This window comes from Allobranchiibius sp. GilTou38 (assembly GCF_017565325.1).
In the GTDB taxonomy this organism is placed as follows: domain Bacteria; phylum Actinomycetota; class Actinomycetes; order Actinomycetales; family Dermatophilaceae; genus Allobranchiibius; species Allobranchiibius huperziae.
The window spans coordinates 19,710-45,382 of record NZ_JAGEKN010000002.1; the positions used below are offsets into that span (position 1 = coordinate 19,710).

The following is a 25,673-nucleotide window of genomic DNA, read 5'->3' on the forward strand; positions in this document are numbered from 1 at the left end:
AGGGGGTGCCGTTACGGCGTGGGCCACCCTACTGCCCGGTCAACAACGTCCGCGCCCGATCGACGTCATGACCCATCTGCTCGATCAGGGGCTCGATCGAGTCGAACCGGACGTTGCTGCGCAACCGGTCGGTGAACTCCACGGCGACCACCTCGTCGTACAGGTCCAGGTCGGTGCGGTCGAGCACGTACGCCTCGACCGTGCGCTGGGTGCCGTCGAACGTCGGGTTCGTACCGACCGAGATGGCCGCGGGGAGCCGCTCACCGCCGTGCTGGATGCGCACGAGCCACCCCGCATAGACGCCGTCGGCGGGCACGAAGCCGGTCGCGTCCTGGGCGAGATTCGCAGTGGGATAACCGAGTTCGCGTCCACGCTGCGCACCGCGAACGACCATGCCGGTCACGGCGTGCGGGCGGCCCAGGATGCGGGACGCGGCAGCGACGTCGCCCGCCACCAGGTCCGAGCGGACCTCGGTCGAGGAGTAACGGCCTCCCTCGCCGACGTCCTCCTGCACCTGCACCTCGAAGCCGAACTCCGCCCCGAGCTCGCGCAGCGTGTCGACGTCGCCCTCGTTGCGGGCGCCGAACCGGGTGTCCCGGCCGACGACGACCGCGTGGGCACGCAATCCGTCGACGAAGACCTCTCGCACGAAGTCGCGGGGTGACATCGCGGCAAGCTCCAGGGTGAACGGCATCACCAGCACCGCGTCGAGCCCGATCTGCTCCATCGTGGCGAGCCTGTCCTCCAGCGAGCTCACGAGCACCGGGGCGTGGTCGGGATGCAGCACCGCCAGTGGGTGCGGCTCGAAGGTGACCGCGACGCTGGCGAGCCCCTCGCGCTGCGCTCGCTGCACCACGGCCGCCAGGAGCGTGCGGTGCCCGAGGTGTACGCCATCGAAGTTGCCGATGGTGACCACGCTGGGACCGAATTCCGACGGCAGGTCGGCGGTTTCGGTCAGGCGCAGCACGCCGCAACTCTAGCTGGCGGTCAGTTCCCTCTTGTTCAGGCCGAACGCGTACCAGGCGCCGACGGCCAGGAGCCAGGTCAGGACGAACACGCCGACGATCACGAAGCCGATGCCGTCGAGGTTGATCGACCCGACGGCGGCGATCGGGCCACGGGTGATGCGCAGCTGGTCGGCGAAGATCGAGCACAGCTCGATGCTGCCGATGACGACCGCGACGAAGATCGACAGCCCGGTGACGGTGGCGTTGTAGTACAGCCGGCGCAGCGGCTTGGCGAACGCCCACTTGTAGGCCTTGCCCATGAAGATCCCGTCCGCGGCGTCCAGCAGGCTCATGCCCGCGGTGAACAGCACCGGCAGGGTGAGGATGGCGTACCAGGGCAGCGCGACCGCGGCGGCGCCGCCCGCGATGACGAGCAGGCTGATCTCGGTCGCGGTGTCGAAGCCGAGGCCGAAGAGCAGTCCGATGGGGTACATCTGCGTCGGTCGGGTGACCGAGCGGGTGAGCCTGCCGAGGAAGCGGTTGAAGAAGCCGCGGTTGCGCAGGTGCTCCTCCAGTGCCTCCTCGTCCAACTCGCCGCCGCGCGCCCGCCGCCAGACGCGCACGATGCCGACCAGCGCCACCAGGTTGAGCAGCGCGATGAGCCAGAGGAACAGGCCGGACACCGAGGTGCCGACGACCGCGGTCGCCGTGTGCAGCGTGGATCCGCCGTTCTTGACCGACGAGGCGAGTGCGCGCACCCCGAAGGACAGCAGCACGCACAGGCCGAAGACGACCGAGGAGTGACCGAGGGAGAACCAGAAGCCGACGCTCAGCGGGCGCTTGCCGTCGGTCAGGAGTTTGCGGGTGGTGTTGTCGATCGCGGCGATGTGGTCGGCGTCGAAGGCGTGCCGCATGCCGAGGGTGTACGCCGTGATGCCGAGGCCGACGCCGAAGACGCCCTGGCTGCCGACCTTGTAATGATGGGGGGCGATGACCGCGAAGAGGGTGACGAAGCCGATCACGTGCAGCGCGAGGACGGCCAGCGCCATCCCGGCCACCGACCGGCGGTCCGCCGGCGTGAATTCGGCTGCGAAGGAACGCAACCGGCCCGGCCGACCGCCCGTGGAGAGGTCTGCGACGGACTGGACCACGTGATGCCTCCCGGAGTGATTAATCGACTCCGACGACCCTACAGCTCAGATGCGACTGAGTCGCAAGTGCGTCGTCAAACCTGTTCGAAAGGAGGGAAGACGACCTGGGATCTCGTCGAGTCCCCGGACTCGTCGAGGATGGCCACCAGGTCCCCGGCCGGGCCGATGCCTGCGACCGGGTCCTGCCGTACGCCGTCGTGCGCGATGCGTTTCCCGTGCCGAAGGTCGCGTTCCTGGTCCGCCGTCAGCTCCCGCACCGCGAACTGCCCTCGCGCGGCCTGCGCGAGCGGCAGGACGGGAAGCGCGGCGCCCTCTTCCCGCAGGGCCGTGAGGTCCTGCAGCGTGTCCGCGGCGGTGATGTCGAAGCGCCCGACCCGGATGCGGCGCAGCGCGGTCAGGTGGCCGCCCACCCCCAGATCCGCGCCGAGGTCACGTGCCAGCGCACGCACGTACGTGCCGGAACTCACCTGCACCTCGATATCCAGGTCGAGCACCGGCAGACCGTCCACGGCAGAGGCGCGTTGCGCGCGGACGTCGAACCGCGCCACCCGCACCGGACGGGCCTTGAGCTCGACCTCCTCGCCGCCGCGCACCCGCGCGTACGAGCGCACCCCGTCGATCTTGATGGCGCTGACACTGCTCGGCACCTGCTCGATGTCGCCGGTCAAGGACGCGACGGCCCGCTCCAGCTCGGCCGGGTCGACGTTCCGCGCACCGAGCGACTCGACCACGTCGCCCTCGGCATCGTCGGTCACCGTGCTCTGGCCGAGTCGGACCGTCGCCGTGTACGTCTTGTCACAGCCGACGAGGAAGGTCAGCAGCTTCGTGGCCCGTCCGATGCCGATGATCAGCAGCCCAGTGGCCATCGGGTCGAGGGTGCCCGCGTGGCCCACGCGCCGGGTGCCCGCCAGGCGCCGGCAGCGCGCGACGACATCGTGACTGGTCCAGCCGGCGGGTTTGTCGACGAGCAGCAGTCCGTCGATCCGACTACTCCGACTTCTTGTACGGGTCGGCCTCGCCGGCGAAGCTCGCCTGCCGCTTCTTCTCAGCCAGCTCCTCGTCGCGGGTACGCGCTGCCCGCAGGGCGTCCTCGATCTGCGCCACGCCCTCGGGGATGGCGTCGGGCACGAACTCCAGGGCAGGCGTCAGCCGGATGCCCAGGCCCTTGCCGACGTGCGAGCGGATCCGTCCACGGTTGTCCTCCAACGCCGCCTCGCTGTCGGCGCGCTCCTGGTCCGTGCCCAGGAAGGTGTAGAAAACCGAGGCGTGCTGCAGGTCACCGGTGACCCGCACGTCGGTGATGGTGAGAAAGCCGAGACGCTCGTCCTTCAGCCGGTGCTCGAGATAGTCGGCCACCAGGAACTTGATGCGTTCGGCGATCTTGCGTGCGCGTGCGGGGTCGGCCATGGCGCGATTCTCGCACCGCGACACGGTCCAGCACCAAACCGGCCTACGGCTTGGTAGCGACGATCAGGTCGCGGTCGATGGAGGCGTCCACACGGTGCCGCAGGTCGTCGTACCCGGGGCCGGTGCGGACCTGCAGGCCGTGCTCGGCGAGCAGCTGGTCCAGCGCGTCCCGCGGCGCGACATGCCGGTTGTAGGACAGGCCGACCGCTCCCCCGCCGCGCAGCACCCGCACCCACCCCGGAAGCGCCTGATCGAGCAGTTCCAGTGGGCTGCGGGCCAGTTCGTCGGCCTGGGAGCCGTGCTGCACGCCGTACGGCGCGTCGGCCACCACCACATCGACACTGCGAGCCCGCAGGAGCCCGTCCAGGTCGCGGGTGTCGGTGTTGAGGTACTCCACCCGCTGCACCTCACCGGCGCGGAAACTCTCCTTGCTCGCCGCGAGCTCGATCTGCAGCCGCCGACCGCGCATCCGCCCGTCGGTGCGCAGCGCGCTCTCCTGCACGGTGTGCTTGTAACGATGGGTCCGCATCCAGGTCTTGATGAACGCCGCGTACGCGTCGTGATCCTTGCGGTCGATCTCGACGCCCGTCACGTCGTAGCCGAGGGACAACGCCAGGTTGAGCGTGGTGCCGCGCCCGCACATCGGATCGAGCACGTTCAGCGAACCGTCCAGCCAGCGCTGCGGCCGTGCGGTCGCGGCAGCCGTGACACCGAGCACCAGCCGGGTCCACTGCTCGTTGGTCTTACCGGAGTACTTGGGGATCGTCACCAGGTCGCTGGGGTAGATCTCCCTGCGCCGCAACGGCACCGGCCGCAGCAGCTCGCCCTCCCGTTCGAAGAGGGCTGCGCTGGCCGAGAGGTTGGAGAGCACGTCGACCAGCTCGCCGGCGTCGCCATCGGCGCTCGCCGCCAGATACTCCACGCCGGCCAGGTCGGCGGGCTCCACCTCGACCGGACGGTCGCACAGCACCCCGGTGAGGACGCGCGCCTCCGCGGCGACCAGAGCCCGGGCGGCGCCGGCGTACACCCGGTTGGCGCTGGGGGCGATCATCAACAGCAGCTCCGTCACGGGAGCACACGCTATCTGCCGCAGGGCGGGGCTACGTTGCCCTCATCGGCGGGCGGCGGCCACCGATGAGGGCTCGAGGCCCCGAGACGACGAACGGCCCGACACCCTCGTGGGTGTCGGGCCGTTCGTGCATGCACTCGTCCTTCACAGGACGAACTGAGCCTTCTCCGCTCCGCTTCCTCACACTCCGCTTCGGCCGCCGACTCGGCTAGCGCCTCGTCGACAACCTCCGCTGCGTGTTCGTCAGCTGCGCGGCTTCTCGCGCATCTCGTACGTCGTGATGAGGTCACCATCCTGCAGGTCGTTGAACGACCCGAGGTTGATACCGCACTCGTATCCGTCGCGGACCTCGGTCACGTCGTCCTTGAAGCGCCGCAGACCGGCGATCTCCAGGCTTTCGGTGATGACCACGCCGTTTCGCGTGATCCGCGCCTTCGAACCGCGTCGGATGAGCCCCGAGCGCACCAGCGAACCGGCGATGTTGCCGAACTTGGAACTGCGGAAGATCTCGCGGATCTCCGCCGTGCCCAGCTCGACCTCTTCGAACTCCGGCTTGAGCATGCCCTTGAGGGCCGCCTCGATCTCCTCGATGGCCTGGTAGATCACCGAGTAGTACCGGATCTCCACGCCCTCCTTCTCGGCGAACGCGGCGTTCTGGCCCTCGGCCCGGACGTTGAAGCCGATGATGACGGCGGTCGCGGCCACAGCGAGGTTGATGTTGTTCATCGTGATCGCGCCGACACCGCGGTCGATGATGCGGATCTCGACCTCTTCGCCGACGTCGATCTGCATCAAGGCGTCTTCCAGAGCCTCGACCGAACCGGAACCGTCACCCTTGAGGATCAGGTTGAGGGTCTCGACCTTGCCCTGTGCGAGCGTCTGGTCCAGGTCCTCCAGGCTGATCAGCTTGCGAGCCCTGATCAGCGAGGCGCGACGGTCGTCGGCTTCGCGCTGCTCGGCGATCTGACGCGCCGTGCGGTCGTCCGGCACCACGATGAACGTGTCGCCGGCGCGGGGCACCGCTGCCAGACCGGTGACGAGCACGGGACGGGACGGACCCGCCTCCTGCACGTTGCCACCGTGTTCGTCGAGCATGGCGCGGACACGGCCGTGCGCCACGCCGGCGACGATCGAGTCACCCACGCGCAGCGTGCCGGACTGCACCAGCACAGTGGCCACCGCACCGCGACCGCGGTCCAGGTTGGCCTCGATCGCGACACCGCGAGCTTCCTTGTCCGGGTTGGCGCGCAGATCCAGCGCCGCATCGGCGGTCAACAGGACCGCTTCGAGCAGACCGTCGATGTTCTGCCCCTGCTTGGCCGAGACGTTGACGAACATCGTGTCGCCGCCGTACTCCTCGGCGATCAGGTTGTACTCGGTGAGCTGCTGACGCACCTTGTCCGGGTTGGCGCCGTCGACGTCGATCTTGTTGACCGCGACGACGATGGGTACGTCGGCCGCCTGGGCGTGGTTGAGCGCCTCGATCGTCTGCGGCATGACGCCGTCGTCGGCCGCGACGACCAGGATGGCGATGTCGGTCACCTTGGCACCACGGGCACGCATGGCCGTGAAGGCCTCGTGACCGGGGGTGTCGATGAAGGTGATCGCGCGGTCCACGCCCTCGTGCTCGGCGTGCACCTGGTAGGCGCCGATGTGCTGGGTGATGCCACCGGCCTCGCCCTCGGCCACCTCCGCGTTGCGGATGGCGTCCAGCAGTCGCGTCTTACCGTGGTCGACGTGACCCATGACGGTCACGACCGGCGGACGAGCCTGCAGCTCCTCGTCGGTCTCGGCCTCGGCCTCGGCCTCCAGGTCGATGTTGAAGGCGCCGAACAGCTCCTTCTCCTCGTCCTCGGGCGAGACGACCTGAATCTGGTAGCCCAGCTCGGCACCGAGCGCCATGAAGGTGTCCTCGTCGAGCGACTGGGTCGCCGTGGCCATCTCACCGAGGTGGAACAGCACGGTGACCAGGCTCGCCGGGTTGGCGTTGATGCGGTCGCCGAAGTCGCTCAGGGACGCACCGCGTCGCACGCGCACGACGGTGTTGCCGTCGCCGTGCGGCACGCTGACGCCACCGATGGTGGGCGCCTGCATCTGCTCGAACTCCTGGCGCTTGGCACGCTTGGACTTGCGCCCGCGCACCTTGCCGCTACCGCGTCCGAAGGCACCGGGCGCAGCGCCGCGGGCCGGCCCGCGGCCGCCACCCGGACGACCGGCGAAACCGCCGGTGCGAGCGGGACCGCCACCGGCACCGGGCGCACCACGACCGCCGCCGCGTGCCGGGCGGTCGCCCGGACGAGCTGCCGCCGCACGATCGGGCATCATGCCCGGGTTCGGACGTGCCCCACCCGGACCGCCGCCGGGCGAACCGGCGCGAGCTGCCGCGGGACGCGGAGCGCCGCCGGGACGCGGGCCTGCCGCGCCACCGGCACCGCGGGCTGCGGCGGGACGGGGCATGCCCTGACTGGGAGCGAACGGGTTGTTGCCGGGGCGCGCGTTGGCGCCGCCCTGACCACCGGTGCGCATGCCCTGACTGGGAGCGAACGGGTTGTTGCCCGGGCGCGGACCGGCCGGACGGGGGGCCGCCGGTCGGGCAGCACCGCCACCGGTGCCGCTGCTCGCGGCAGGGGCCTCAGCGGCCGGGCGAGCGGGAGCGGGAGCAGCTGCTGCCGACTCCTGCGCGGGTGCCGGCTGCGACGTACGCGCCGCGGGGACCTCGGGCGCCGAGGTGGCCGGCTTCGGGCTGGGGGCCGGGGTCTGCCGAGCCGCGGGCGCCACGGGGGCCGCCGGGCCGGGCCGGGCCGACGTGCCACCGGGAACGGCGCTCGGGCGCGCCGACGGCTGGGTTGCCTCGGTCGCGGCCGCGGCGGGCGCGCTGGGAGCTGCCGGGGCGGCAGCGGACGGACGACCGCCGGGCTTCGGTGCGGCGGGAGCGGCCTCCTTGGCGGGCGCGGCGGTGCCGGCACCCGGAGGCGGGTTCTCCTTGATCTTGCGCACGACGGGCGCTTCGATCGTGGAGCTGGCGGTCTTGACGAACTCGCCCTGCTCCTTGAGGTAGTTCAGTAGTTCCTTGCTCTGCATTCCGAGCTCTTTGGCGAGCTCATGCACTCGGACCTTTGCCACGCTTCTCCTGTTCGGGAAATGTGACGGTCCGAGCGGCGGTCCGGAGGTCATCCGGGGCAGCACAGACCGTCTGTCAGTGAATGCTCATTAGTGAGGACTCATCGGGTGCTCATAGCGATAAACCCGCTTCCGGTCTTGTCGTGCCGCACGGTGCGGCAGGTCGCTACATCTTCAACGTGGTCAAGTGGCAGGCACACAGTCGTCGCGCAGAGCCTCGACATCCAGGTCACCGTCGCGTGGCACCGGGAGAGCCCGCTGCAACGCACGACGGCGCACTGCCTGTTCGAGACAGTCCGCGCGCGGATGCAGCCAGGCCCCACGGCCCGGATGCCTACCGCGCCCGTTGGGTACGGCGCACCAGGCGCCGTCCACTGCGATCGCGGCAATCCGCAACAACTGCGACCGATCGGCGCGCTGCCGACATCCCACGCACGTGCGCAAGCCGCGATGAGCGACTGGCGGGGGTGTGGAACGACGGTCGCGTCTCCGCTCGACCATCACCAAGTCTAGCGCAGCCGACCGGCAGGGCCGTCCGCGCCGCTGCTCTCCGGCCCGCCCGGTGCGGCGGTGGCCTCGGGCTCGGCGGCTGCGGTGTCGGACCGGATGTCGATCCGCCAGCCGGTCAGCTTCGCGGCCAGGCGGGCGTTCTGTCCTTCCTTGCCGATCGCGAGGCTGAGCTGGAAGTCGGGCACGATGACCCGGGCCGCGCGCGCCTTCTCATCCACGATCTGCACCGACTGCGCCCGCGAGGGCGACAGGGCCGAGGCGATGAAGTCACGCGGGTCACGGGCGAAGTCGACGATGTCGATCTTCTCCCCGTGCAGTTCGGTCATCACCGCACGCACCCGCGAACCCATCGGGCCGATGCAGGCACCCTTGGCGTTCAGACCCGGCACCGTGGAGTGCACCGCGATCTTGCTGCGGTGCCCGGCCTCACGGGCGAGCGCCGCAATCTCGACGCTGCCGTCGGCGATCTCGGGTACCTCGAGCGCGAAGAGCTTGCGCACGAGGTTGGGGTGGGTGCGCGAGAGGTTGATGGACGGGCCCTTGAACCCGCGCTTCACGGCCACGACGTAGCAGCGCAGCCGCTCACCGTGCACGTAGCGCTCACCGGGCACCTGCTCCGCGAGGGGCAGCACGCCCTCGATGGTGCCGAAGTCGACGTGCACGTTGCGCGGGTCGCCGGACTGCTGGATGACGCCGGCGACGATGTCTCCCTCACGCCCGCGGAAGTCACCCAGGATCGCCTCGTCCTCGACGTCGCGCATCCGCTGGACGATGACCTGACGTGCGGTGGCGGCGGCGATCCGCCCGAAGTCGGTGGGGGTGTCGTCGAACTCGGGCCCACGCTCGGGGACGACGGGGCCGTCCTCGCCGTCCGGCGACGCGGCGGGCTCCTCGCGGGCGAGGACGGTAACCCGACCGCTGGCGCGGTCCAGCTCGACCCGGGCGTCGCGGTAGCTGCCGTCGATGCGGTGGTAGGCCGCCAGCAGCGCCTGCTCGATGGCGGGCACGATGACATCCATCGGGATCTCCCGCTCGCGCTCCAGCGCGCGTAGTGCGGCCATGTCGATGTCCATCAGTCCTGCTCCTCGGTGACGTCGGCTGTGGTGGGCCGGTTGAATTCCAGCTCGACGCGGGCGCGCGAGGACTCGGCGTACCCGAAGGTGCGGGTCGCGCCGGTGTCGTCGGCGAGGTCGAACGAGTCGGTGCCGGCGGCGGTGAGCCGGCCGGTCAGTTGCTCCTCGCCGGTCGTGGTCAGGGCGATCAGACGCCCGACGTTGCGGCGGAAGTGCTGGGGGGCGTTCAGCGGCCGGTCCGTGCCGGGCGAGCTGACTTCGAGCACGTACGCCGCCTCCCCCATGGCATCGGACTCGTCCAGTGCATCGCTCACGGCACGGGTGACCTCGCCCACCTCGTCGAGGCTGAGGGGTTCGACAGGAGATTCGCGATCGGCGTCGTCGACGGTCACGTCCCGGTCGACCAGGACCCGGACCAGGCGCCGTTTGCCGGCGGGCGTGACGGTGACGTCCTCGATGGTCATGCCGCTGCGGGCGACCACAGGAGAGAGGACAGCCACGATGTGCCGGGAGCGTTCGGTGCTGCCCTTGGACGGATCCATCCCAGCGACCTCCTGTGTTCTGTTGTGTGCCGTACGACGGGACACACTACTCGCCGCAGGGGGGTGCCTCCGCTCAGAGAGGCTCAGAGAGCCACAGAGAGACCCGAAAGAGACCGAGGGATTCAGAGACTGGAGGAGGTCAGCCCCCGTCGACGCAGCACGCGGCGCTCGATCGGGTCGAAGACCGCCAGCTCGACCACGACTCCCACCAGCAGGATCAGGATGATCGCACTGAGGACGGTCGGCATGTCGGAGTCCTGAGAGCCGTTGCTCAGCAGTCCCCCGAGCCCCGTGCCCAGCTGCGCCGACGTGGCGACCAGCTCGGCGGCCATCAGGGAGCGCCAGGCGAAGGACCAGCCCTGCTTGAGTCCGGTTAGGTAGGTGGGCAGGGCGGCGGGCAGGAGCACTGAGCGCATCAGTTCGAAGCGTCCGGCGCCGAGCACCGTGCCGGCCTCGCGCAGCAGCGGTGGCGTCTGGTCGACGCCGCCGATGAGGCCGTTGGCGATGGACGGGACCGAACCCAGGAGCACGACGGCGTAGATGAAGGCCGGGCCGCCCTGGAAGATGACCAGCGCGAACGGCACCCAGGCCACCGACGGCAGCGACTGCATCGCCGACAACAACGGCCGGAATCCCTTGCGCAGCAGGGCGACCTGACTCACCAGCGCGCCCAGCACCGTGCCGATCACGATGGAGGCGAGGAAGCCGATGAGGCCGCGGTGCACGCTGACCCAGATCGCCTCCCAGGCGGTGCCGTGAGTGATGAGGCTCCACAGGTTCGAGCCCACCGACGCGGGTGTCGGGACGATGTACGTCGGTTTGAGGTGCGCCCAGCACGCGAGCTGCCACAGCAGGATCAGGCCGACGACGACGGCCAGGGGCGCGAGCACCCCGGTGACGTCGAACCGGTGGCGGCGGCGACCGTCGGGTGCGGCGTCGAGGGCGTCCAGCCCGCCGGCCAGCTGGGCCAGGTCCACGTCGCTCCCGTCCCCCTCGGTGTGTTGGATCGAGCTCTGCTCACGCGTGGGCATGACGACCGATCTCCTCTCGCAGGGCGTGGGTGATCTCGTCGGTGAGCGCGGGCACGTCATCCGGCGGCAGGTCGCGGGTGTCCCAGGTACGTAGCACGCGGCCTGGCCGCGAGGACAGCAGCACGATGCGCTGGCCGAGCAGCACGGCCTCTCGCACGTTGTGGGTCACGAAGACGATCGACAACTCGTCGGCCCGCCACACGTTCAGCAGTTCCTGGTGCAGCAGGTCGCGGGTGATGGCGTCGAGGGCCGCGAAGGGCTCGTCCATCAGCAGCACCCGCGAACCCTGGGCAAGGCTGCGCGCCAGGGCAACCCGCTGGCGTTGCCCTCCCGACAACTCGTGCACCCGACGGCCCGCCACGTTGCCGAGACGGACCGTGTTCAGCAGCTCGTTGCACCGGCCCGCCCGCTCCTGGCGCGGCACTCCCGCGAGGCGCAGCGCGAGCTGCAGGTTGCCCTCGGCGGTCAGCCACGGCATGAGGGCGGATTCCTGGAACATCAGCGCGGGCTGACCGCCCTGCACGTCCACCTCGCCGCCGGTCGGCTGCTCCAGCCCGGCGAGCAGCCGCAGCAGGGTGCTCTTCCCGCACCCGGAGGCGCCGAGCACGGTGACGAACTCGCCCGCGGCGACGTCCAGATCCAGCCCGTCGAGCGCGAGCACGGGTTCACGCGCGCTCCCGAAGGCCTTGCGCAGCCCGTGTACTCGCACGGCCGGCGTACGGCGTTCGTCCACCCGCGGTCCCGGTTGCTTGGTGACTACCGTCATCACGAACTCCCTTCGGCACCCAGACCGCCGTCGGAGACGACGGCCAGCTTCTTGTTCTGCAGCACTGCGTTGAGCGGGCCGAGGTCGTAGATCCCCTGCAGGTCGGCGTCCTTGCTGAGCAGGTCGACGGCCGCGGCGTGCGAGGCGAGCTCCTTCAGCGAGGAGGCGTAGGGGTCCCACCCGACCTTGACGTTCTTCAAGGCGGCGACCACGACGGCCTCGGGCAGCTTCTTGCCGGTCAGCTTGCCGAGGTCGGCGTCGAGCTCGGTCGCCGCCTTGGTGGGGTCGGCGGTGATGGACTGAGCGGTCGCCACCTGCGCGCCGAGCAGCGCTGACACGGTCTTGGGGTTCTTCTTCAGGTAGCTGGTGGACACCAGCAGATTGGTGGTCACGAAGTTGCCACCTGGCCACTGCGACTTCTCGTCGACCAGCACCTTGGCCCCGGCCTGCTGCTGCAGACGCGACACCCAGGGCTCAGGCAGCCAGGCGGCGTCGATGCGGCCCTGCTTGAAGAGCGTGAGCGTCTGGGCGTTGTCCTGGGACACGACGTTGACGTTCTTGCCGCCGCTGCCGGTGAACCCGAGCCCGTGGTTCTTCAGGTAGTACTTCAGCGCTATGTCCTGGGTGCCGCCGCGTTGCGGATCGGCGACGGTCTTGCCCGCCAGCTGCGAGACGTCGGTGATCGACGGCTTCACGACCAGCGCCGCACCGCCGGACGCACCGCCCGCGATCAGCCGCACCGCCGTGCCATGGCTCTTGATGAAGGCGTTGATGGCCGGGTTCGGGCCGACGTACGCCGCGTCGATGGCACCGGACAACAGAGCCTGGACAGCCGTGGGCCCCGCGTTGTAGATCGTGGTGCTCAGCTTGGTCGAGCCGAGGGCCTTGGCGTAGCTGCCGTCGCCGACCCCCACGACCGGGACGGCGTGCGTCACGTTGGCGAAGTAGCCGAGCTTCAGGGTGCCGGCGGTGCCTGAGGGCGCGCCCTTCGGGGCGCCGGCGGCGGCCGACGAGCCGCAGGCGGTCAGGCTCATGCCGGCGGCGGCTGCGAGGGCGACGACCGCACCGGTCGTCGCGAGAGGTCGGATGAGAGAACGAGCAGACATCGGATTCCTATCGGGGACAAGAGGGGGGGGTGAGGAGGGGCCAGGCAGGCTCAGGGGACGAGGGCGCCGAGGTCGGCGCCCGACATACAGGCCGCGAGCGTCGCGCCGGTGGCCGGGTCGACGACGACGAAGGCTCCGGTGCCTCGCAGTCGCCGGTATTCGTCGATGGCGACGTCCTCGGCGAGCTGAACGGTGCATCGCCCGATGTCGTTGAGCTGCAACGGTGCCGAGCTCGGCGTCCAGCGCAGTTCGCTGACGTCCCAGATGTCGGTGACCGGCCCGAGCATCGCCCGGACGGTCTTGGTGCCTGCCTTGACCAGCACGCGTTGCCGGGCTGCCGACGGCGCGTCGCCCATCCAGGTGACGACCGCGTCCAGCACCCGGGTGACGGCGATCGGGTCGTCGGTGGTGAGCACCTCGCCGCGCGCGATGTCCAGCTCCTCCGCCAAGCGGATGGTCACGGACTGACCCGCGACGGCGACCTCGGCCGGCCCCGTCGGGGTGTCGATCGCGATGACCGTCGAGCCGGTGCCGGACGGGCTGGCGTGCACGACGTCGCCCACCTGCACCCGACCCGAGGCCACCCGGCCGGCGAGCCCGCGGTAGTCGGGGTATTGCGCGGTGCGGGGCCGGATGACCAGCTGGACGGGCATCCGGAACGGCTCGGCGGTGTCCTCCAGCTCGGTGTCCAGCTCCTCCAGGAGGGCGAGCAGCGGGCGGCCGAGGTACCAGTCCGGCGCGGCGCGTACGACGCCCTCACCGGTGAGCGCGCTCACCGGGACCGCGACCACGTCACCGAGGCCCACTCCCCTGGCGATCTCGTGCAGTTCGGCCTGCACCTGCTCGAAGCGGTCCTGCGACCAGTCGACCGCGTCCATCTTGTTGACGGCGAACACGACGTGCCGCACCCGCAGCAGGGAGAGCAGGGCGGAGTGCCGCCGGGTCTGGGCCGACGCACCGTTCCGTACGTCGACCAGCACGACAGCGGCATCGGCCGTCGAGGCACCGGTGACAGTATTACGGGTGTACTGAACATGTCCCGGTGTGTCAGCCAGGATGAAGCTTCGCCGGTCGGTCTTGAAGTACCGGTAGGCCACGTCGATGGTGATGCCCTGCTCGCGCTCCGCGCGCAGGCCGTCGGTCAGCAGCGCCAAGTCGAACTCGGTGGCGCCGCGGCTGCGGCTGGCGCTCTCGACGGCGTCGTACTGGTCGGCGAGGATCGACTTGCTGTCGTGCAGCAACCGACCCACGAGGGTGCTCTTGCCGTCGTCGACCGAACCGGCCACGACCAGGCGCAGCGGTGCGTGCTGGGACACGGTGGACACAGTGGTGGTGTTCATCAGAAATATCCCTCGCGCTTGCGGTCTTCCATGGCGGCCTCGGACAGTCGGTCGTCGGCACGGGTGGCACCGCGTTCGGTGAGCCTGCTGACGGTGACCTCCTCGATCACCTGGGCGACCGTGGAGGCCTCGCTCTCGACGGCGCCGGTGCAGGACCCGTCGCCCACGGTGCGGTAGCGCACGGAGCGGGTCGAGAGCGTCTCCGCAGCGCGCGGGCCGCCCCACGGTCCGGGCGTCAGGAGCATCCCGTCGCGCTCGAAGACCGGGCGCTCGTGCGCGAAGTAGATGCTGGGCAGCGGGACGTCCTCCGCTTCGATGTAGCGCCAGACGTCCAGCTCGGTCCAGTTCGAGATCGGGAAGACGCGGGTGTGCTCGCCCGGGGCGTGGCGCCCGTTGTAGATGTGCCACAGCTCGGGGCGCTGGCGGCGAGGGTCCCAGCCGCCGAAGGCGTCGCGGATCGAGAAGATGCGCTCCTTGGCCCGCGCCCTGTCCTCGTCGCGGCGGGCTCCCCCGAGCAGCGCGTCGAAGCGGTGCTCGGCGATCGTGTCGAGCAGCGGAACGGTCTGCAGCGGATTACGGGTGCCATCGGGGCGCTCCTGCAGCCGACCGTCGGCGATCCACTCCTCCACCCGGGCGACCACGAGGTTGACGCCGGCCTCGGCCACGACCCGGTCACGGAACTCGATGACCTCCGGCAGGTTGTGCCCGGTGTCCACGTGCAGCAGCGTGATCGGCAGCGGCGCCGGCCACAGGGCCTTGCGTGCCAGGTGCAGCACGATCGCCGAGTCCTTGCCGCCGCTGAACAGCATTGCGGGACGGTCGAATTCGGCCACCACCTCGCGGATGATCTCGATGGCCTCCGACTCCAGGTCGCGCAGGGCGGCGACGTCGGTGGCGAGTGGTGGTGCGGCTTCGATGGTCATGCGACCTCGCTCTCGGCGCGGACCAGACCGTGCAGCGCGTCGACGGCGTCGTCGAGCGGCACGCGGCTGGTGTCGATGGTCAGATCGGGATCGGTGGGCGGCTCGTAGGGGTCGTCGACGCCGGTCATCGCGCTCAGTCCGCCCGCCGCGGAGCGCGCGTACAGGCCCTTGACGTCCCGCTCCTGGCACACGGTCAGCGGGGTGGAGACGTAGACCTCGCGGTACGACGTCCCGCGGTCGCGGTGGTGGGCGCGGACTACGGCGCGTGCGTCGGCGTAGGGCGCTATCACCGGGACGACGACCGTCACGCCGTGCCGAGCGAGCAGCTCCGCGACGAATCCGACCCGCCGGACGTGGGTGTCCCGGTCCTCCCGGCTGAAGCCGAGCCCTGCGGACAGGTTGGTCCGCAGCTCGTCGCCGTCGAGGATCTCGACCGGCACGCCGTCGGCCGCGAGCTGCGCGGCGAACTCGCGGGCCACGGTGGTCTTGCCGGCGCCGGACAGCCCGGTCATCCAGATCGTCTGCCCGCTCACAGGTGGATACCGCACTCGACCTTGTCGGTGCCCGACCAGCGACCGGACCGCGGGTCGGCCCCCGGCGCCACGCGGGCCGTGCAGGTCTCGCACCCGATCGATGGGTACCCCTGCGACAGCAGCGGGTTCATGATCACGCCGTGTTCGCGCACGTAGTCCTCGATGTCCTGGTCGCTCCACGCGGCCAGCGGCGCGATCTTGATCCGCTCACGGCGCTCGTCGAAGGAGACGACGGGCGTGTCCGCCCGCGACGCGCTCTCCACCCTGCGCAGTCCGGTGGCCCAGGCGTCGTAGCCGTCGAGGGCGTCGTCCAGCGGGTGGGTCTTGCGCAGCGCGCAGCACAGGTCGGGGTCGCGCTCGTAGAGGCGTGCGCCGTACGTGTCATCCTGTTCGGCCACCGTCTGCGCGGGCGTCAGCGACACCACGTTGACCGGGTAGTCCCGAGCGACCCGGTCGCGCACCTGCAGGGTCTCGGCGAAGTGGTACCCGGTGTCGAGGAAGAGCGCGTCGACGCCGGGCAGGATGCTGCTCGCCAGGTGCAGCAGCACCGTGTCCTGCATCGACGCGGCGACGGCGAACCGATCGCCGAACGTCGTGCCGGCCCAGCCGATGACGTCGGACGCCGAGGCACCCTCCAACTCGCGTGCAGCGTTCGCCGCCACCTCCCGCGCATCCGTGGCGACGCTCACGACGCCGCCTGCCCGCGCAGCCCGTGGAACTGGACGGTGAACACCCGCAGGCAGCTGCCGCAGCTCCACGCACCGCGGGGTTCGACCTCCGGACGCAGATCCTCCTCGGCGCAGTACGGGCAGTGGAACGGCACGACCCGGTTGTTGGCGCTCATCGCAGCGACTCCTCGTTGGCACGCACGGCCCATTGCGCGAATCGTTCTCCGGGAGTGCGCTGTTCGTCGAAGCGGCGGGCGATTCGCTCGATGTAGTCGCCCAGCTCCGCCGACGTGACCTTGAGGGCACGCAGCTTGCGGCCGAATCCGGCATCGAGCCCGAGGCCGCCACCGAGGTGCACCTGGAAACCCTCGACCTGCTTGCCGGCCGCGTCGGTGACGATCTGACCCTTGAGCCCGATGTCGGCGACCTGGATGCGGGCGCACGAGTTGGGACAGCCGTTGAGGTGGATCGCGAGCGGCTGCTCCAGGTGCAGGTCGTCCAGGCGCTGCTCCAGCTCGTCGACCAGTGTCTGCGCGCGGGCCTTGGTCTCGACGATCGCCAGCTTGCAGAACTCGATGCCCGTGCAGGCCATCACCGAACGGCGCCAGGGCGACGGCTTCGCGTGCAACCCGGCCGTCGCCATGCGATCGATCAGCGCGTCGGTCCGCGCGGGATCGACGTCCAGCACCACGAGCTTCTGATGGGTGGTGAGCCGCACCCGGTCCGAGCCGGACGCCTGCGCGGCGGCGGCGATCTCGGTGAGCACCGTGCCGGACACCCGTCCGGCGATCGGTGCGAACCCGACGTACGCGCGTCCGTCGCGCTGCTCGTGCACACCGACGTGGTCCAGCGGCTGCTCGGGCAGCGGCGCCGCCGGGCCGTCCGGCAGGGCACGCTGCAGGTACTCGGTCTCGAGCAGCTCGCGGAACTTCTCTGCGCCCCAGTCGGCGACCAGGAACTTCAGGCGGGCGCGGTGCCGCAGCCGGCGGTAGCCGTAGTCGCGGAAGATGCGGATGACCCCGTGCCACACCTCCGGGATCTCCTCCAGCGGGACGAAGGCACCGAGCCGGGTGGCCAGTTTGGGATTGGTCGACAGGCCGCCACCGACGAGCAGGTCGAACCCCGGGCCGAGCTCGGGGTGCACGACGCCCACGAAGGACACGTCGTTGATCTCGGGCGCGGTGTCGGGCAGCCAGGAGATGGCGGTCTTGAACTTGCGCGGCAGGTTGGACAGCTCCGGGTCGCCGATGAAGCGCTCCCGGATCGCGTCGATGGCGGGAGTGGCGTCGATGACCTCGTCGGCGCTGACGCCCGCGAACGGGGAGCCGAGGATGACGCGCGGGGTGTCGCCGCAGGCCTCGGCCGTGGTCAGACCGGCACCCTCGAGCCGCTCCCAGATCGCCGGTACGTCCTCGATGCGGATCCAGTGCAGCTGGATGTTCTGCCGGTCGGTGAGGTCGGCGGTGTCCCGGCCGTACTGCGTGGACACCTCGCCGATGACCCGCAGCTGCTCGGCGGTGAGGGTGCCGCCGTCGATGCGGACGCGGAGCATGAAGTACTCGTCGTCCAGCTCCTCGGGGGCGATGGAGGCCGTGCGACCGCCCTCGATACCCGGGCGGCGCTGGGTGTAGAGACCCCACCAGCGCATCCGGCCGCGCAGGTCGGACGGGTCGATCGAGGCGAATCCCTCGCGGGAGTAGATCTCCTCGATGCGGGCACGTACGTTGAGTCCGTCGTCCTCCTGCTTGAACACCTCGTTCGGGTTCAAGGGCTCGCGCTCTCCGAGGGCCCACTGGCCGTTGCTGCGCGTGACGGTCGACATGCCCATAACCTTTCCTTTTGGTTGATCCAAGGTCAAATGATGCCTGATGTGTCTCAGACGTCGAGACCGCGGTCTCACCTACGATCGGCAGCGTGACCCGTCCGCAGACCGTCCGCCCGGGTCGGCGCACCGTGCTCGGGGCTCTTGCTCTGGGCGCCGCGTCGAGCCTGACGGGCTGCGGGATCCGGCTCCAGAAAGGGTCACCCGCGGTTCCCGGGATCGCCCACCAGGCGCCGCCGCCCGACCAGGCCGCCCTGCTGCGTGCGCTGGCCTCGGTGCGCGGGCTGCAGGTCGCGGCCACCCGCGCCGATGGCCTGTGGGCGCCCAAGCTGGATGCGGCGTACGGCGCAGCGGCGAACCGCCTCACCGAGGTGATGGCATCCGACGGGATCAGAGTGCCGACCGCCTCCACCACTCCCCCGGCCGCTGCTCTCAGCGCCGCGCAGCTCGGTGCGGCGATCCGGGCGGGACTGTCACCCACCGCGTACGACGACGCCGTGCACGCCACCTCCGCGAACACGGCCATGCTCGCGGCGCTGCTGGCGTTCGACGCTGCAGGTGCGACGGTGCAGGGGGCCGCGCCGGCCTGGGGCGACGAGCAGGTGTCCGGGTCGACCGCCGCCGCGCTACTGCCGTCGGTCCGTACCGCCGTCTACGGCTTGGAGATCGTCGCGGCGAGGACGCCCTCGCGCGCCCGCGCGCTGCCCTCCGCCGCCGTCGTCACGATGGACGCCGCACGGTCCCGGCTCGAACCTGCCGCCGGGACGGAGGCCCCGCCCGCCCGACTGGTCTACCCACTTGCCGTACAGCCCACGACGGAAGACGCCCGCACCACGCTGGCGCGCGATCTGCTCAGCGACGTGGTCACGGCCTGCGCCGCCCAGGTCGGGACGGCGCGGGGCACCCGTGGGGACCTCCTTGCGCTCGCGCACCTGTGGAGCGACGCCACCGCCCTCGGCTGGCGGTGGGGTCTGCCGCCCGAACCGTTCCCCGGTCTGATCGGGTGAGCGGCCTGCCCGTCACGATCCCGCCGGCGTTCTTCGCGAAGGTCGACGGGCGACCGGCCGAGGGTGGTGGACCCGATGGCACCAGCTGGCTGGCCAGCCTGCCCCGGCTCGTCGAGGAGAGCGCGGACCTGTGGCAGCTCGAGCTGAACGACGACCCGTCGGCGACCCGGCACGGGGAGTGCGCTCTCGTCGTACCGTGCCGGCGCGACGGCGAGCCGGCAGTGCTGAAGGTCACCTGGCCACACCCGGAGGCGAAGTACGAGCACCTGGCCCTGCGCACCTGGGACGGCACGGGCGCCGTACGACTCCTCGCGGCAGACCCGGGCCGATGGGCGATGGTGCTCGAACGGCTGCACGGCGACACCAGCCTCGAGACCGTCCCGATACTGGACGCGTGCGAGGTGATCGGAGGGCTCTTCCGTCGTCTCGACGCCCCACCCATGGCACGGGTGACGAATCTGCCCGACGAGTGCAGGAGGTGGCGGGAGCTGTGCCGCGCAGGGTCGCCGCAGGTGCCGCGCCGGATGACCCAGCAGGCCGCATCGCTGCTGGGCGATCTCGCCGAGGGAAGCCGCGCCGATCTGGTCCACCAGGACCTGCATTTCGCCAACGTGCTCGCCGGCGATCGTGAGCCGTGGCTCGCCATCGACCCGAAGCCGATCAACGCACGGTGGGAGTTCGCGGTCGCCCCCGTCATCTGGAACCGCTGGGACGAGGCGCTGCGGGCGACCAGCGTGCGCGCCCACCTGCGCACCCGCCTCGGCGTGCTCTGCGAGAGCGCCGGTCTGGACGAGGACCTCGCACGACACTGGTCCTTCGTACGGCTCGTGCTGAACGCGCTCGGCGAGTGGCTGTCCGGTGCGCCGGACCAGAGCACGCTGTCGTGCTACCTCACGGCGGCGAAGGCCATGCAGGAGTGAGCCGGTCTGACAGGGGGCTGGGTTACTCTGGCGCCGCCATCGAGACCGACACGTAGGGACATCTGTGAGCACCTCGAACGCCCGAGAGACCGGCAAGGCCAAGCTGGCTCGCCTGCAGGCCGAGCAGAAGCGCGAGCGGCAACGCAAGATCATGGCGGCCATCACGGCCGCGGTGGTCGTGGTGGTGCTCGTGGTCGTCGCCGGCTTCTACCTCGTGTCGCGTCAGCAGCAGAAGGACAACGACGCGAAGGCCAAGGCCAACGCCCGCGACTCGGCGTTCATCAGCAAGGTGGAGAACGTCCCCGCCGCCACCTTCGACACCGTGGGCGCCGGCACCGCGTCGCAGGCGCCGAAGGCCACGAACGGATCGGCGGACACCGTCGACGGAAAACCGCGGATCCTCTACATCGGTGCCGAGTACTGCCCCTACTGCGGCATGGAGCGCTGGGCCCTCACCTCGGCGCTGTCCCGCTTCGGCACCTTCAAGGGCGTCGCGAGCGCGGTGTCGTCGCCCACCGACACCGTCGCCAACATTCCCACGATGACCTACCTGAACGCGTCGTACACCTCGCAGTACATCGCGTTCAAGAGCTACGAGACGGAGACCCGCGACGAGCAGCCGCTGCAGAAGGTCTCCGCGGCCGACGCAGCCCTGCAGAACAAGTACGACTCGCAGGGCAGCATCCCGTTCCTGCTCTACGGCGGTCTCTACACCAGCTCCGGCGCGACGTACGACGGGACGGCGCTGCAGAACATGAGCAGCGCAGCCGTCACCCAGCAGATGCTGTCGCCCACCACGGCCATCAGCAAGGGCATCCTCGGCGCGAGCAACGTGATCTCCGCGCAGATCTGCGTGCTCACGAAGGGTGCTCCTGCGAACGTGTGCTCCTCCTCCGGCGTCAAGGCGGCCTCCGCCAAGCTCGCCAGCTGAGTCATGCGCGACCTTCCCCGTCGCCCTCGGTGGCTGCCACCGGTCAGCCTCGGCCTGAGCGTGCTCGGGCTCGCGGTGTCGATCTACCTCACGTATGAGCACTTCACCGGGTCCTCGACCCTCGCGTGCTCCGGATCGGGGCAGGTCGACTGCCTGAAGGTGACCACGAGCCAGTGGTCCAAGCTCTTCGGCATCCCCGTCGCCATGCTCGGGTTGCTCTTCTTCGTGGCGATGACGGCGCTGTGTCTGCCGCCCGTGTGGCGCCGTGCCCCGCGGTGGGTTGACCTGGCGCGCATCGCGGCGACCGGGGTCGGCCTGGTGATGGTGTTCTACCTCATCTGGGCGGAGTTCTTCCGGATCCACGCGATCTGCCTGTGGTGCACCGGGGTGCACGTGATCACCTTCGTGCTGTTCTTCGTGCTCGTCTTCGGGCTGCTGTTCACCGACCCGCCCGAGCTGGTGGCCGAGGACGACGACTCGGACGTCGTCGATCACGACTCCGCGACCAGCCGCCGGGCCGACTGAGGCTCAGCTGCCGGCGTTCCACTCCTGCACGATCGCCAGCACGTCCATCAGTTCCTGGGCGGTGGCGTCGGGTGTGGCGTCGACCTGCACGCGTTGCGCGGCGGGGATGATCGAGTGCGGGATCCAGACCGCGCGCATCCCCACCTGCTGCGGCCCGTGCACATCCTCGAACAGGCGGTCGCCGACGTAGACGCACCGCTCGGGAGGCACGCCGACCGCGGCAGCCGCAGCGCGGAACGCCTCGGGGTGCGGCTTGGTCCAGGCGATCTCGCTGGAGTAGACGTCTGCGTCGATGAGGTGCGCGACGCCGTCCCGCTCGAAGATGGCGCGGTGGTAGTCACTCGACCAGATCGTGTTGGACAGCACGCCGACACGGATGCCGTTGTCCCGCAACGCCGTCCACAGCGGTTCGACCTGCGGGTCGGTGAAGGTGTGCGGCTCCCAGAACTTCTCGTACGCAGCCCGCGCGGCAGCGTGCTCGACCCCGCCGAGTCCGGCGTCCGCCAGGATCTGGTCCATCGCGGCGCTGCTCTGGGACTCCCTCGCCCGGCCCCACGCTTCCCCCTCGGCGCGCTGCAACTCCGACGCCAGCGCGCGGGCCCGGTCCTCCTCCTGGTGCACGGCGCGCGCGAAGACCTGCCACTGCGCTTCCAGGTCGACCTCGTGCCACGGGGTGAGGGTGCCGCCCCAGTCGAAGATGACCGCGTCGACGCGGCTCACGCCGTGGGCCGCACCTCGGCGAGCACCTCGGCGACCGCGTCGCCCACGGCCACCTCCCGGCGTTCGCCGCTACGGCGGTCCTTCAGCTCCACGACGCCGTCGGCCAGGCCCCGGCCGAGCACCAGGATGGTCGGTACGCCGATGAGCTCGGAATCCTTGAACTTCACACCGGGCGACACCTTGCGCCGGTCGTCGTAGAGGACCTCCAGGCCCTGCGCCTCCAGCCCGTGGACGATCTCGTCGGCCTGCAGGAAGACGGACTCGTCCTTACCGGTCGCCACGACGTGCACGTCGGCCGGCGCGACCTCGCGGGGCCAGATCAGACCGATGTCGTCGACGTTGTCCTCGGCGATCACGCCGACGGCGCGCGTGACGCCGACGCCGTACGAGCCCATCGTCACCGTGACGAGCTTGCCGTTCTCGTCGAGGACCTTCAGGCCGAGCGCCTCGGCGTACTTGGTGCCGAGCTGGAAGATGTGGCCCATCTCGATGCCGCGGGCGAGCGACAGGGTGCCGTGGCCGGACGGGCTGAGGTCGCCCTCGCGGATGTTCGCGGCCTGGATGATGCCGTCGGCCTCGAAGTCGCGCCCGTGGACCAGGTCGATGACGTGCCGACCGTGCTCGTCGGCGCCGGTCACCCACGCCGACCCGCGCGCGACGGACGGGTCGAGCAGGTAGCGGATGCCGCTGGCGTTGTCCGCGCCGAGCACGCCCGGACCGATGTAGCCCTTGGCCAGGCTCGGGTTGGCGGCGAAGTCCTTCTCCTCGAACGGGACGACCTCGGCGGGCTGGACCTTGACCTCGAGTCGCTTGGGGTCGACATCGCGGTCGCCGGGCAGACCGATCGCGAGCGGCTCGCGCACGCCGTCGGGGTGCTCGAGCATCACGATGACGTTCTTGAGGGTGTCGGCCGCCGTCCATGCCCGGCCGTCGTCTCGGGGGTGCTTCGCGTTGAGCGCGGTCACGAGGGTCTCGATGGTGGGCGTGTCGGGGGTGTCCTCGACGTGCGCCGGGCCGGCGGTCACCTCGACCTCGGCGGCCTGGGGCACGACGACGGCCTCGACGTTGGCGGCGTACCCGGATTCGTCGCGCACGAAGGTGTCCTCGCCGTGCGGACTGACCGCGAGGAACTCCTCGGACGCCGAACCTCCCATCGCGCCGGAGTCGGCCTGCACGATGACGTACTCGAAGCCGAGGCGCTGGAAGATCCTGATGTAGGCCTCGCGGTGCGAGTCGTAGGACTTCTGCAGTCCCGCCTGGTCGATGTCGAAGGAGTAGGAGTCCTTCATGATGAACTCGCGGCCGCGCAGGATGCCGGCGCGCGGGCGCGCCTCGTCACGGTACTTGTTCTGGATCTGGAACAGGCTGAGCGGCAGGTCCTTGTAGGAGGAGTAGGCGTCCCGGACGGCGAGCGCGAACATCTCCTCGTGGGTGGGGCCGAGCAGCAGGTCGGCGTCCTTGCGGTCCTGCAGCCGGAACAGGTTGGGTCCGTACTCGTTCCACCGCCCGGTGAGGTCGTACGGCTCGCGCGGCAGCAGGGCCGGGAAACGCACCTCCTGCGACCCGATCTGCTCCATCTCCTCGCGGATGATCCCCTCGACCTTGGCCAGCACCTTCATGCCGAGCGGCAGCCAGGTGTAGATGCCGGGGGCGACACGGCGTACGTACCCGGCGCGCACGAGCAGCTTGTGCCCCGGCAGCTCCGCGTCGGCCGGGTCCTCGCGCAGGGTTCGCAGGAACAGGGTCGACATGCGCAGGGCCACGGGTGGGCACTCCTTGATCGGTGCGGTGAACGGGTCGCCACGAGGATATCCGCCCGGCGAGGCGTCCCTCTCCCGAGTTTCCGCCCACCCCCTCCCCGTCGAGCGGAAGGGTCAGGGGTGCGGGAGGGCGCGGCGCACGATGGCCGCGGTGTCCGTAGGACCCACGCTCGGCGGCAGCGCCCCGAATACCCCGCGGTCGCCGACCTCGACCCGGGACGCGAGGAACGCGTCGGCGACGTACGACGTGCTGTGCCGCGCCAGCAACGAGCCCTGCAGCACGACCGCCATCCGTGCGGCGATCCGCCGCGCCCGTCCCTCTCCCGTCACGGGATCCGCTGCTGCAGCGCGCAGTTCGTCGACCACCGATTCCGCAGCGGCATCCAGAGCTGCCGCTCCAGCGAGTGCCACCTCGTCACGCCACGCCTGCACCGCATCGGGCGAACGGGTCGCCGCACGGAGCACGTCCAGCGCGTTGACGTTTCCGCTGCCCTCCCAGATCGAGTTGAGCGGCGACTCGCGCACCAGCAGCGGCATGCCCGACTCCTCGACGTACCCGTTGCCACCCATGCACTCCATCGCCTCGACGCACACCGGCGGCGTGCGCTTGCAGACCCAGAACTTCGCGAGCGGCAGAGCGATCCGCCGTAGCGCGATCTCGTGCGGATCCGTGCGCCTGTCGACCGAGTGCGCGAGGCGCAACGCCAGCATGGTCGCCCCCTCCGATTCCAGCGCCAGATCGGCGATCACACCTGACATCGCGGGCTTCTCGATGAGCACCGAACCGAACGCCGACCGGTGCGCCGCGTGCCAGCTCGCCTCCGCGACCGCTCGCCGCATCAAGGCCGCCGACCCGAGGACGCAGTCCAGCCGGGTGGCGGCCACCATCTCGATGATGGTGCGCACCCCGCGGCCCTCCTCTCCCAGCCGTACGGCGTGCGCGTCCTCGAACTCCAGCTCGGCCGACGCGTTCGACCGGTTACCGAGCTTGTCCTTGAGCCGGACGATGCGCACCGCGTTGCGCGAGCCGTCGGGGCGCACCCGCGGCACGACGAAGCAGCTGAGCCCGCCGGGTGCCTGCGCGAGCACGAAGAACAGGTCGTTCATCGGCGCGGAGGTGAACCACTTGTGCCCGCGCAGCGTGTAGTCACCTGACGAACGAGCCGTGGCCACAGTGCTGTTCGTGCGGACGTCGGATCCGCCCTGCTTCTCGGTCATGCCCATGCCGGCGAGCAGTCCCGCCTTGCCGGTGGGCTCGCGCAGTCCTGGGTCGTACGTCGCAGAGGCCAGCAGCGCGGTCCACCGGGCGGCCTGGGCGGGGTCGGCCGCGAGCGCGGGCACGGCGGCGTAGGTCATCGTCATGGGGCAGGCGTGGCCGGGCTCGATCCCGGTCCACGCGACGAAACCGGCAGCGCGCCTCAGGTGGGCGTCCGGCTCGTCCGAGGTCCACGCGGCTCCGGCGAGCCCCAGACCGACACCCGTGCGCAGCATCCAGTGCCAGCTGGGGTGGAACTCCACCTCGTCGATGCGGAGGCCGAACCGGTCCGCCGTACGCAGCACGGGCGGGTGGGCATTGGCGAGCCGACCGTGTTCGCGCGCTTCCGCCGAGCCGGCGGCGGTGCCGAGCTCCCGCAACGACGCGAGGATCTCAGCGCCCCCACCCTCGGGCGCCTGGGCCCGGATCGCATCCAGCAGCGCGGCGTCCGAGGCGATCGCGTCGTAGCCCTCCAGGGGTGGCGGTTGATTGTCGGGGCTGCGCTCGAACGGGTCCGCATGGCTCATCTGGCGGAGATTAGCCGGGA

Annotated in this window: 25 protein-coding genes; 4 read left to right on the top strand and 21 right to left on the bottom strand. The window is 70.5% G+C overall.

Annotated elements, in window-relative coordinates; all coding sequences use genetic code 11:
• Positions 1–28: 28 nt before the first annotated feature.
• From JOB34_RS00330 to JOB34_RS00415, 18 genes are all read right to left on the bottom strand, one after another.
• On the bottom strand, positions 29–967 hold the full coding sequence (locus tag JOB34_RS00330) for a bifunctional riboflavin kinase/FAD synthetase (protein WP_208050864.1): 939 nt from the start codon (positions 965–967) through the stop codon (positions 29–31).
• Between the two features lie 9 nt (positions 968–976).
• A complete protein-coding gene (locus tag JOB34_RS00335) occupies positions 977–2,098 on the bottom strand; it encodes a HoxN/HupN/NixA family nickel/cobalt transporter (protein WP_347813667.1) in 1,122 nt (373 codons plus the stop codon).
• Positions 2,099–2,172: 74 nt separating this feature from the next.
• Complete coding sequence (gene truB / locus JOB34_RS00340) at positions 2,173–3,081, bottom strand: tRNA pseudouridine(55) synthase TruB (RefSeq protein ID WP_208050893.1); 909 nt, start codon at positions 3,079–3,081, stop codon at positions 2,173–2,175.
• 4 nt (positions 3,082–3,085) lie between these two features.
• Positions 3,086–3,505, bottom strand: a complete 420-nt coding sequence (gene rbfA / locus JOB34_RS00345) for a 30S ribosome-binding factor RbfA (RefSeq protein ID WP_179479866.1) — start codon at positions 3,503–3,505, stop codon at positions 3,086–3,088.
• Positions 3,506–3,548: 43 nt separating this feature from the next.
• The gene (locus JOB34_RS00350) at positions 3,549–4,574 is read right to left on the bottom strand and encodes an SAM-dependent methyltransferase (RefSeq protein WP_208050865.1); all 1,026 of its coding nucleotides are present in this window, start codon (positions 4,572–4,574) and stop codon (positions 3,549–3,551) included.
• A 243-nt stretch (positions 4,575–4,817) separates the two neighbouring features.
• Entirely contained in the window at positions 4,818–7,697 is a 2,880-nt protein-coding gene (gene infB, locus JOB34_RS00355) for a translation initiation factor IF-2 (RefSeq protein ID WP_208050866.1), read from the bottom strand.
• A gap of 180 nt (positions 7,698–7,877) precedes the next feature.
• Positions 7,878–8,195 carry a YlxR family protein gene (locus JOB34_RS00360; protein WP_208050867.1) on the bottom strand — a complete coding sequence of 106 codons (318 nt, stop codon included), beginning with the start codon at positions 8,193–8,195 and terminating at the stop codon, positions 7,878–7,880.
• Positions 8,196–8,203: 8 nt separating this feature from the next.
• Positions 8,204–9,277: a transcription termination factor NusA gene (gene nusA / locus JOB34_RS00365; protein ID WP_208050868.1), complete on the bottom strand. Its 1,074-nt coding sequence runs from the start codon at positions 9,275–9,277 to the stop codon at positions 8,204–8,206.
• Positions 9,277–9,819 (bottom strand): ribosome maturation factor RimP, encoded by a 543-nt coding sequence (gene rimP, locus JOB34_RS00370; protein WP_208050869.1) that lies wholly within the window; start codon positions 9,817–9,819, stop codon positions 9,277–9,279. The genes nusA and rimP overlap by 1 nt, the downstream gene beginning before the upstream one ends.
• Positions 9,820–9,941: 122 nt before the next feature.
• Entirely contained in the window at positions 9,942–10,850 is a 909-nt protein-coding gene (locus tag JOB34_RS00375) for an ABC transporter permease (RefSeq protein WP_208050870.1), read from the bottom strand.
• Positions 10,837–11,616 (bottom strand): ABC transporter ATP-binding protein, encoded by a 780-nt coding sequence (locus JOB34_RS00380; protein ID WP_179479858.1) that lies wholly within the window; start codon positions 11,614–11,616, stop codon positions 10,837–10,839. The genes JOB34_RS00375 and JOB34_RS00380 overlap by 14 nt, the downstream gene beginning before the upstream one ends.
• A complete protein-coding gene (locus JOB34_RS00385) occupies positions 11,616–12,722 on the bottom strand; it encodes an ABC transporter substrate-binding protein (protein WP_208050871.1) in 1,107 nt (368 codons plus the stop codon). Before JOB34_RS00385 ends, JOB34_RS00380 begins: the two co-directional genes overlap by 1 nt.
• Positions 12,723–12,772: 50 nt before the next feature.
• Positions 12,773–14,062, bottom strand: coding sequence for a GTP-binding protein (locus JOB34_RS00390; RefSeq protein WP_208050872.1), 1,290 nt, complete (start codon positions 14,060–14,062; stop codon positions 12,773–12,775).
• Complete coding sequence (cysD, locus tag JOB34_RS00395; protein WP_208050873.1) at positions 14,062–14,985, bottom strand: sulfate adenylyltransferase subunit CysD; 924 nt, start codon at positions 14,983–14,985, stop codon at positions 14,062–14,064. The genes JOB34_RS00390 and cysD overlap by 1 nt, the downstream gene beginning before the upstream one ends.
• Positions 14,982–15,518, bottom strand: coding sequence for an adenylyl-sulfate kinase (gene cysC, locus JOB34_RS00400; protein ID WP_347813668.1), 537 nt, complete (start codon positions 15,516–15,518; stop codon positions 14,982–14,984). Before cysC ends, cysD begins: the two co-directional genes overlap by 4 nt.
• Positions 15,515–16,207, bottom strand: coding sequence for a phosphoadenylyl-sulfate reductase (locus tag JOB34_RS00405; protein ID WP_208050875.1), 693 nt, complete (start codon positions 16,205–16,207; stop codon positions 15,515–15,517). Before JOB34_RS00405 ends, cysC begins: the two co-directional genes overlap by 4 nt.
• Positions 16,204–16,362 (bottom strand): Insertion element protein, encoded by a 159-nt coding sequence (locus JOB34_RS00410; RefSeq protein WP_179479853.1) that lies wholly within the window; start codon positions 16,360–16,362, stop codon positions 16,204–16,206. Before JOB34_RS00410 ends, JOB34_RS00405 begins: the two co-directional genes overlap by 4 nt.
• Positions 16,359–18,008 carry a nitrite/sulfite reductase gene (locus JOB34_RS00415; RefSeq protein WP_243757434.1) on the bottom strand — a complete coding sequence of 550 codons (1,650 nt, stop codon included), beginning with the start codon at positions 18,006–18,008 and terminating at the stop codon, positions 16,359–16,361. Before JOB34_RS00415 ends, JOB34_RS00410 begins: the two co-directional genes overlap by 4 nt.
• 92 nt (positions 18,009–18,100) lie before the next feature.
• Here JOB34_RS00415 and JOB34_RS00420 point away from each other — a divergent pair, with 92 nt between their 5' ends.
• The 4 genes from JOB34_RS00420 to JOB34_RS00435 all read left to right on the top strand — a co-directional run bounded on the left by JOB34_RS00420 (position 18,101) and on the right by JOB34_RS00435 (position 21,391).
• Complete coding sequence (locus JOB34_RS00420) at positions 18,101–19,015, top strand: hypothetical protein (protein ID WP_208050877.1); 915 nt, start codon at positions 18,101–18,103, stop codon at positions 19,013–19,015.
• The gene (locus tag JOB34_RS00425) at positions 19,012–19,935 is read left to right on the top strand and encodes an aminoglycoside phosphotransferase family protein (protein ID WP_208050878.1); all 924 of its coding nucleotides are present in this window, start codon (positions 19,012–19,014) and stop codon (positions 19,933–19,935) included. The genes JOB34_RS00420 and JOB34_RS00425 overlap by 4 nt, the downstream gene beginning before the upstream one ends.
• 64 nt (positions 19,936–19,999) lie before the next feature.
• Positions 20,000–20,866: a DUF929 family protein gene (locus tag JOB34_RS00430; RefSeq protein WP_208050879.1), complete on the top strand. Its 867-nt coding sequence runs from the start codon at positions 20,000–20,002 to the stop codon at positions 20,864–20,866.
• Positions 20,867–20,869: 3 nt separating this feature from the next.
• A complete protein-coding gene (locus JOB34_RS00435) occupies positions 20,870–21,391 on the top strand; it encodes a vitamin K epoxide reductase family protein (protein WP_208050880.1) in 522 nt (173 codons plus the stop codon).
• A 3-nt stretch (positions 21,392–21,394) separates the two neighbouring features.
• Here JOB34_RS00435 and JOB34_RS00440 read toward each other — a convergent pair whose 3' ends face one another.
• The 3 genes from JOB34_RS00440 to JOB34_RS00450 all read right to left on the bottom strand — a co-directional run bounded on the left by JOB34_RS00440 (position 21,395) and on the right by JOB34_RS00450 (position 25,653).
• The gene (locus JOB34_RS00440; RefSeq protein WP_208050881.1) at positions 21,395–22,111 is read right to left on the bottom strand and encodes an HAD family hydrolase; all 717 of its coding nucleotides are present in this window, start codon (positions 22,109–22,111) and stop codon (positions 21,395–21,397) included.
• Complete coding sequence (locus JOB34_RS00445) at positions 22,108–23,874, bottom strand: proline--tRNA ligase (RefSeq protein ID WP_208050882.1); 1,767 nt, start codon at positions 23,872–23,874, stop codon at positions 22,108–22,110. The genes JOB34_RS00440 and JOB34_RS00445 overlap by 4 nt, the downstream gene beginning before the upstream one ends.
• 111 nt (positions 23,875–23,985) lie before the next feature.
• A complete protein-coding gene (locus JOB34_RS00450) occupies positions 23,986–25,653 on the bottom strand; it encodes an acyl-CoA dehydrogenase family protein (protein ID WP_208050883.1) in 1,668 nt (555 codons plus the stop codon).
• Positions 25,654–25,673: the final 20 nt, after the last annotated feature.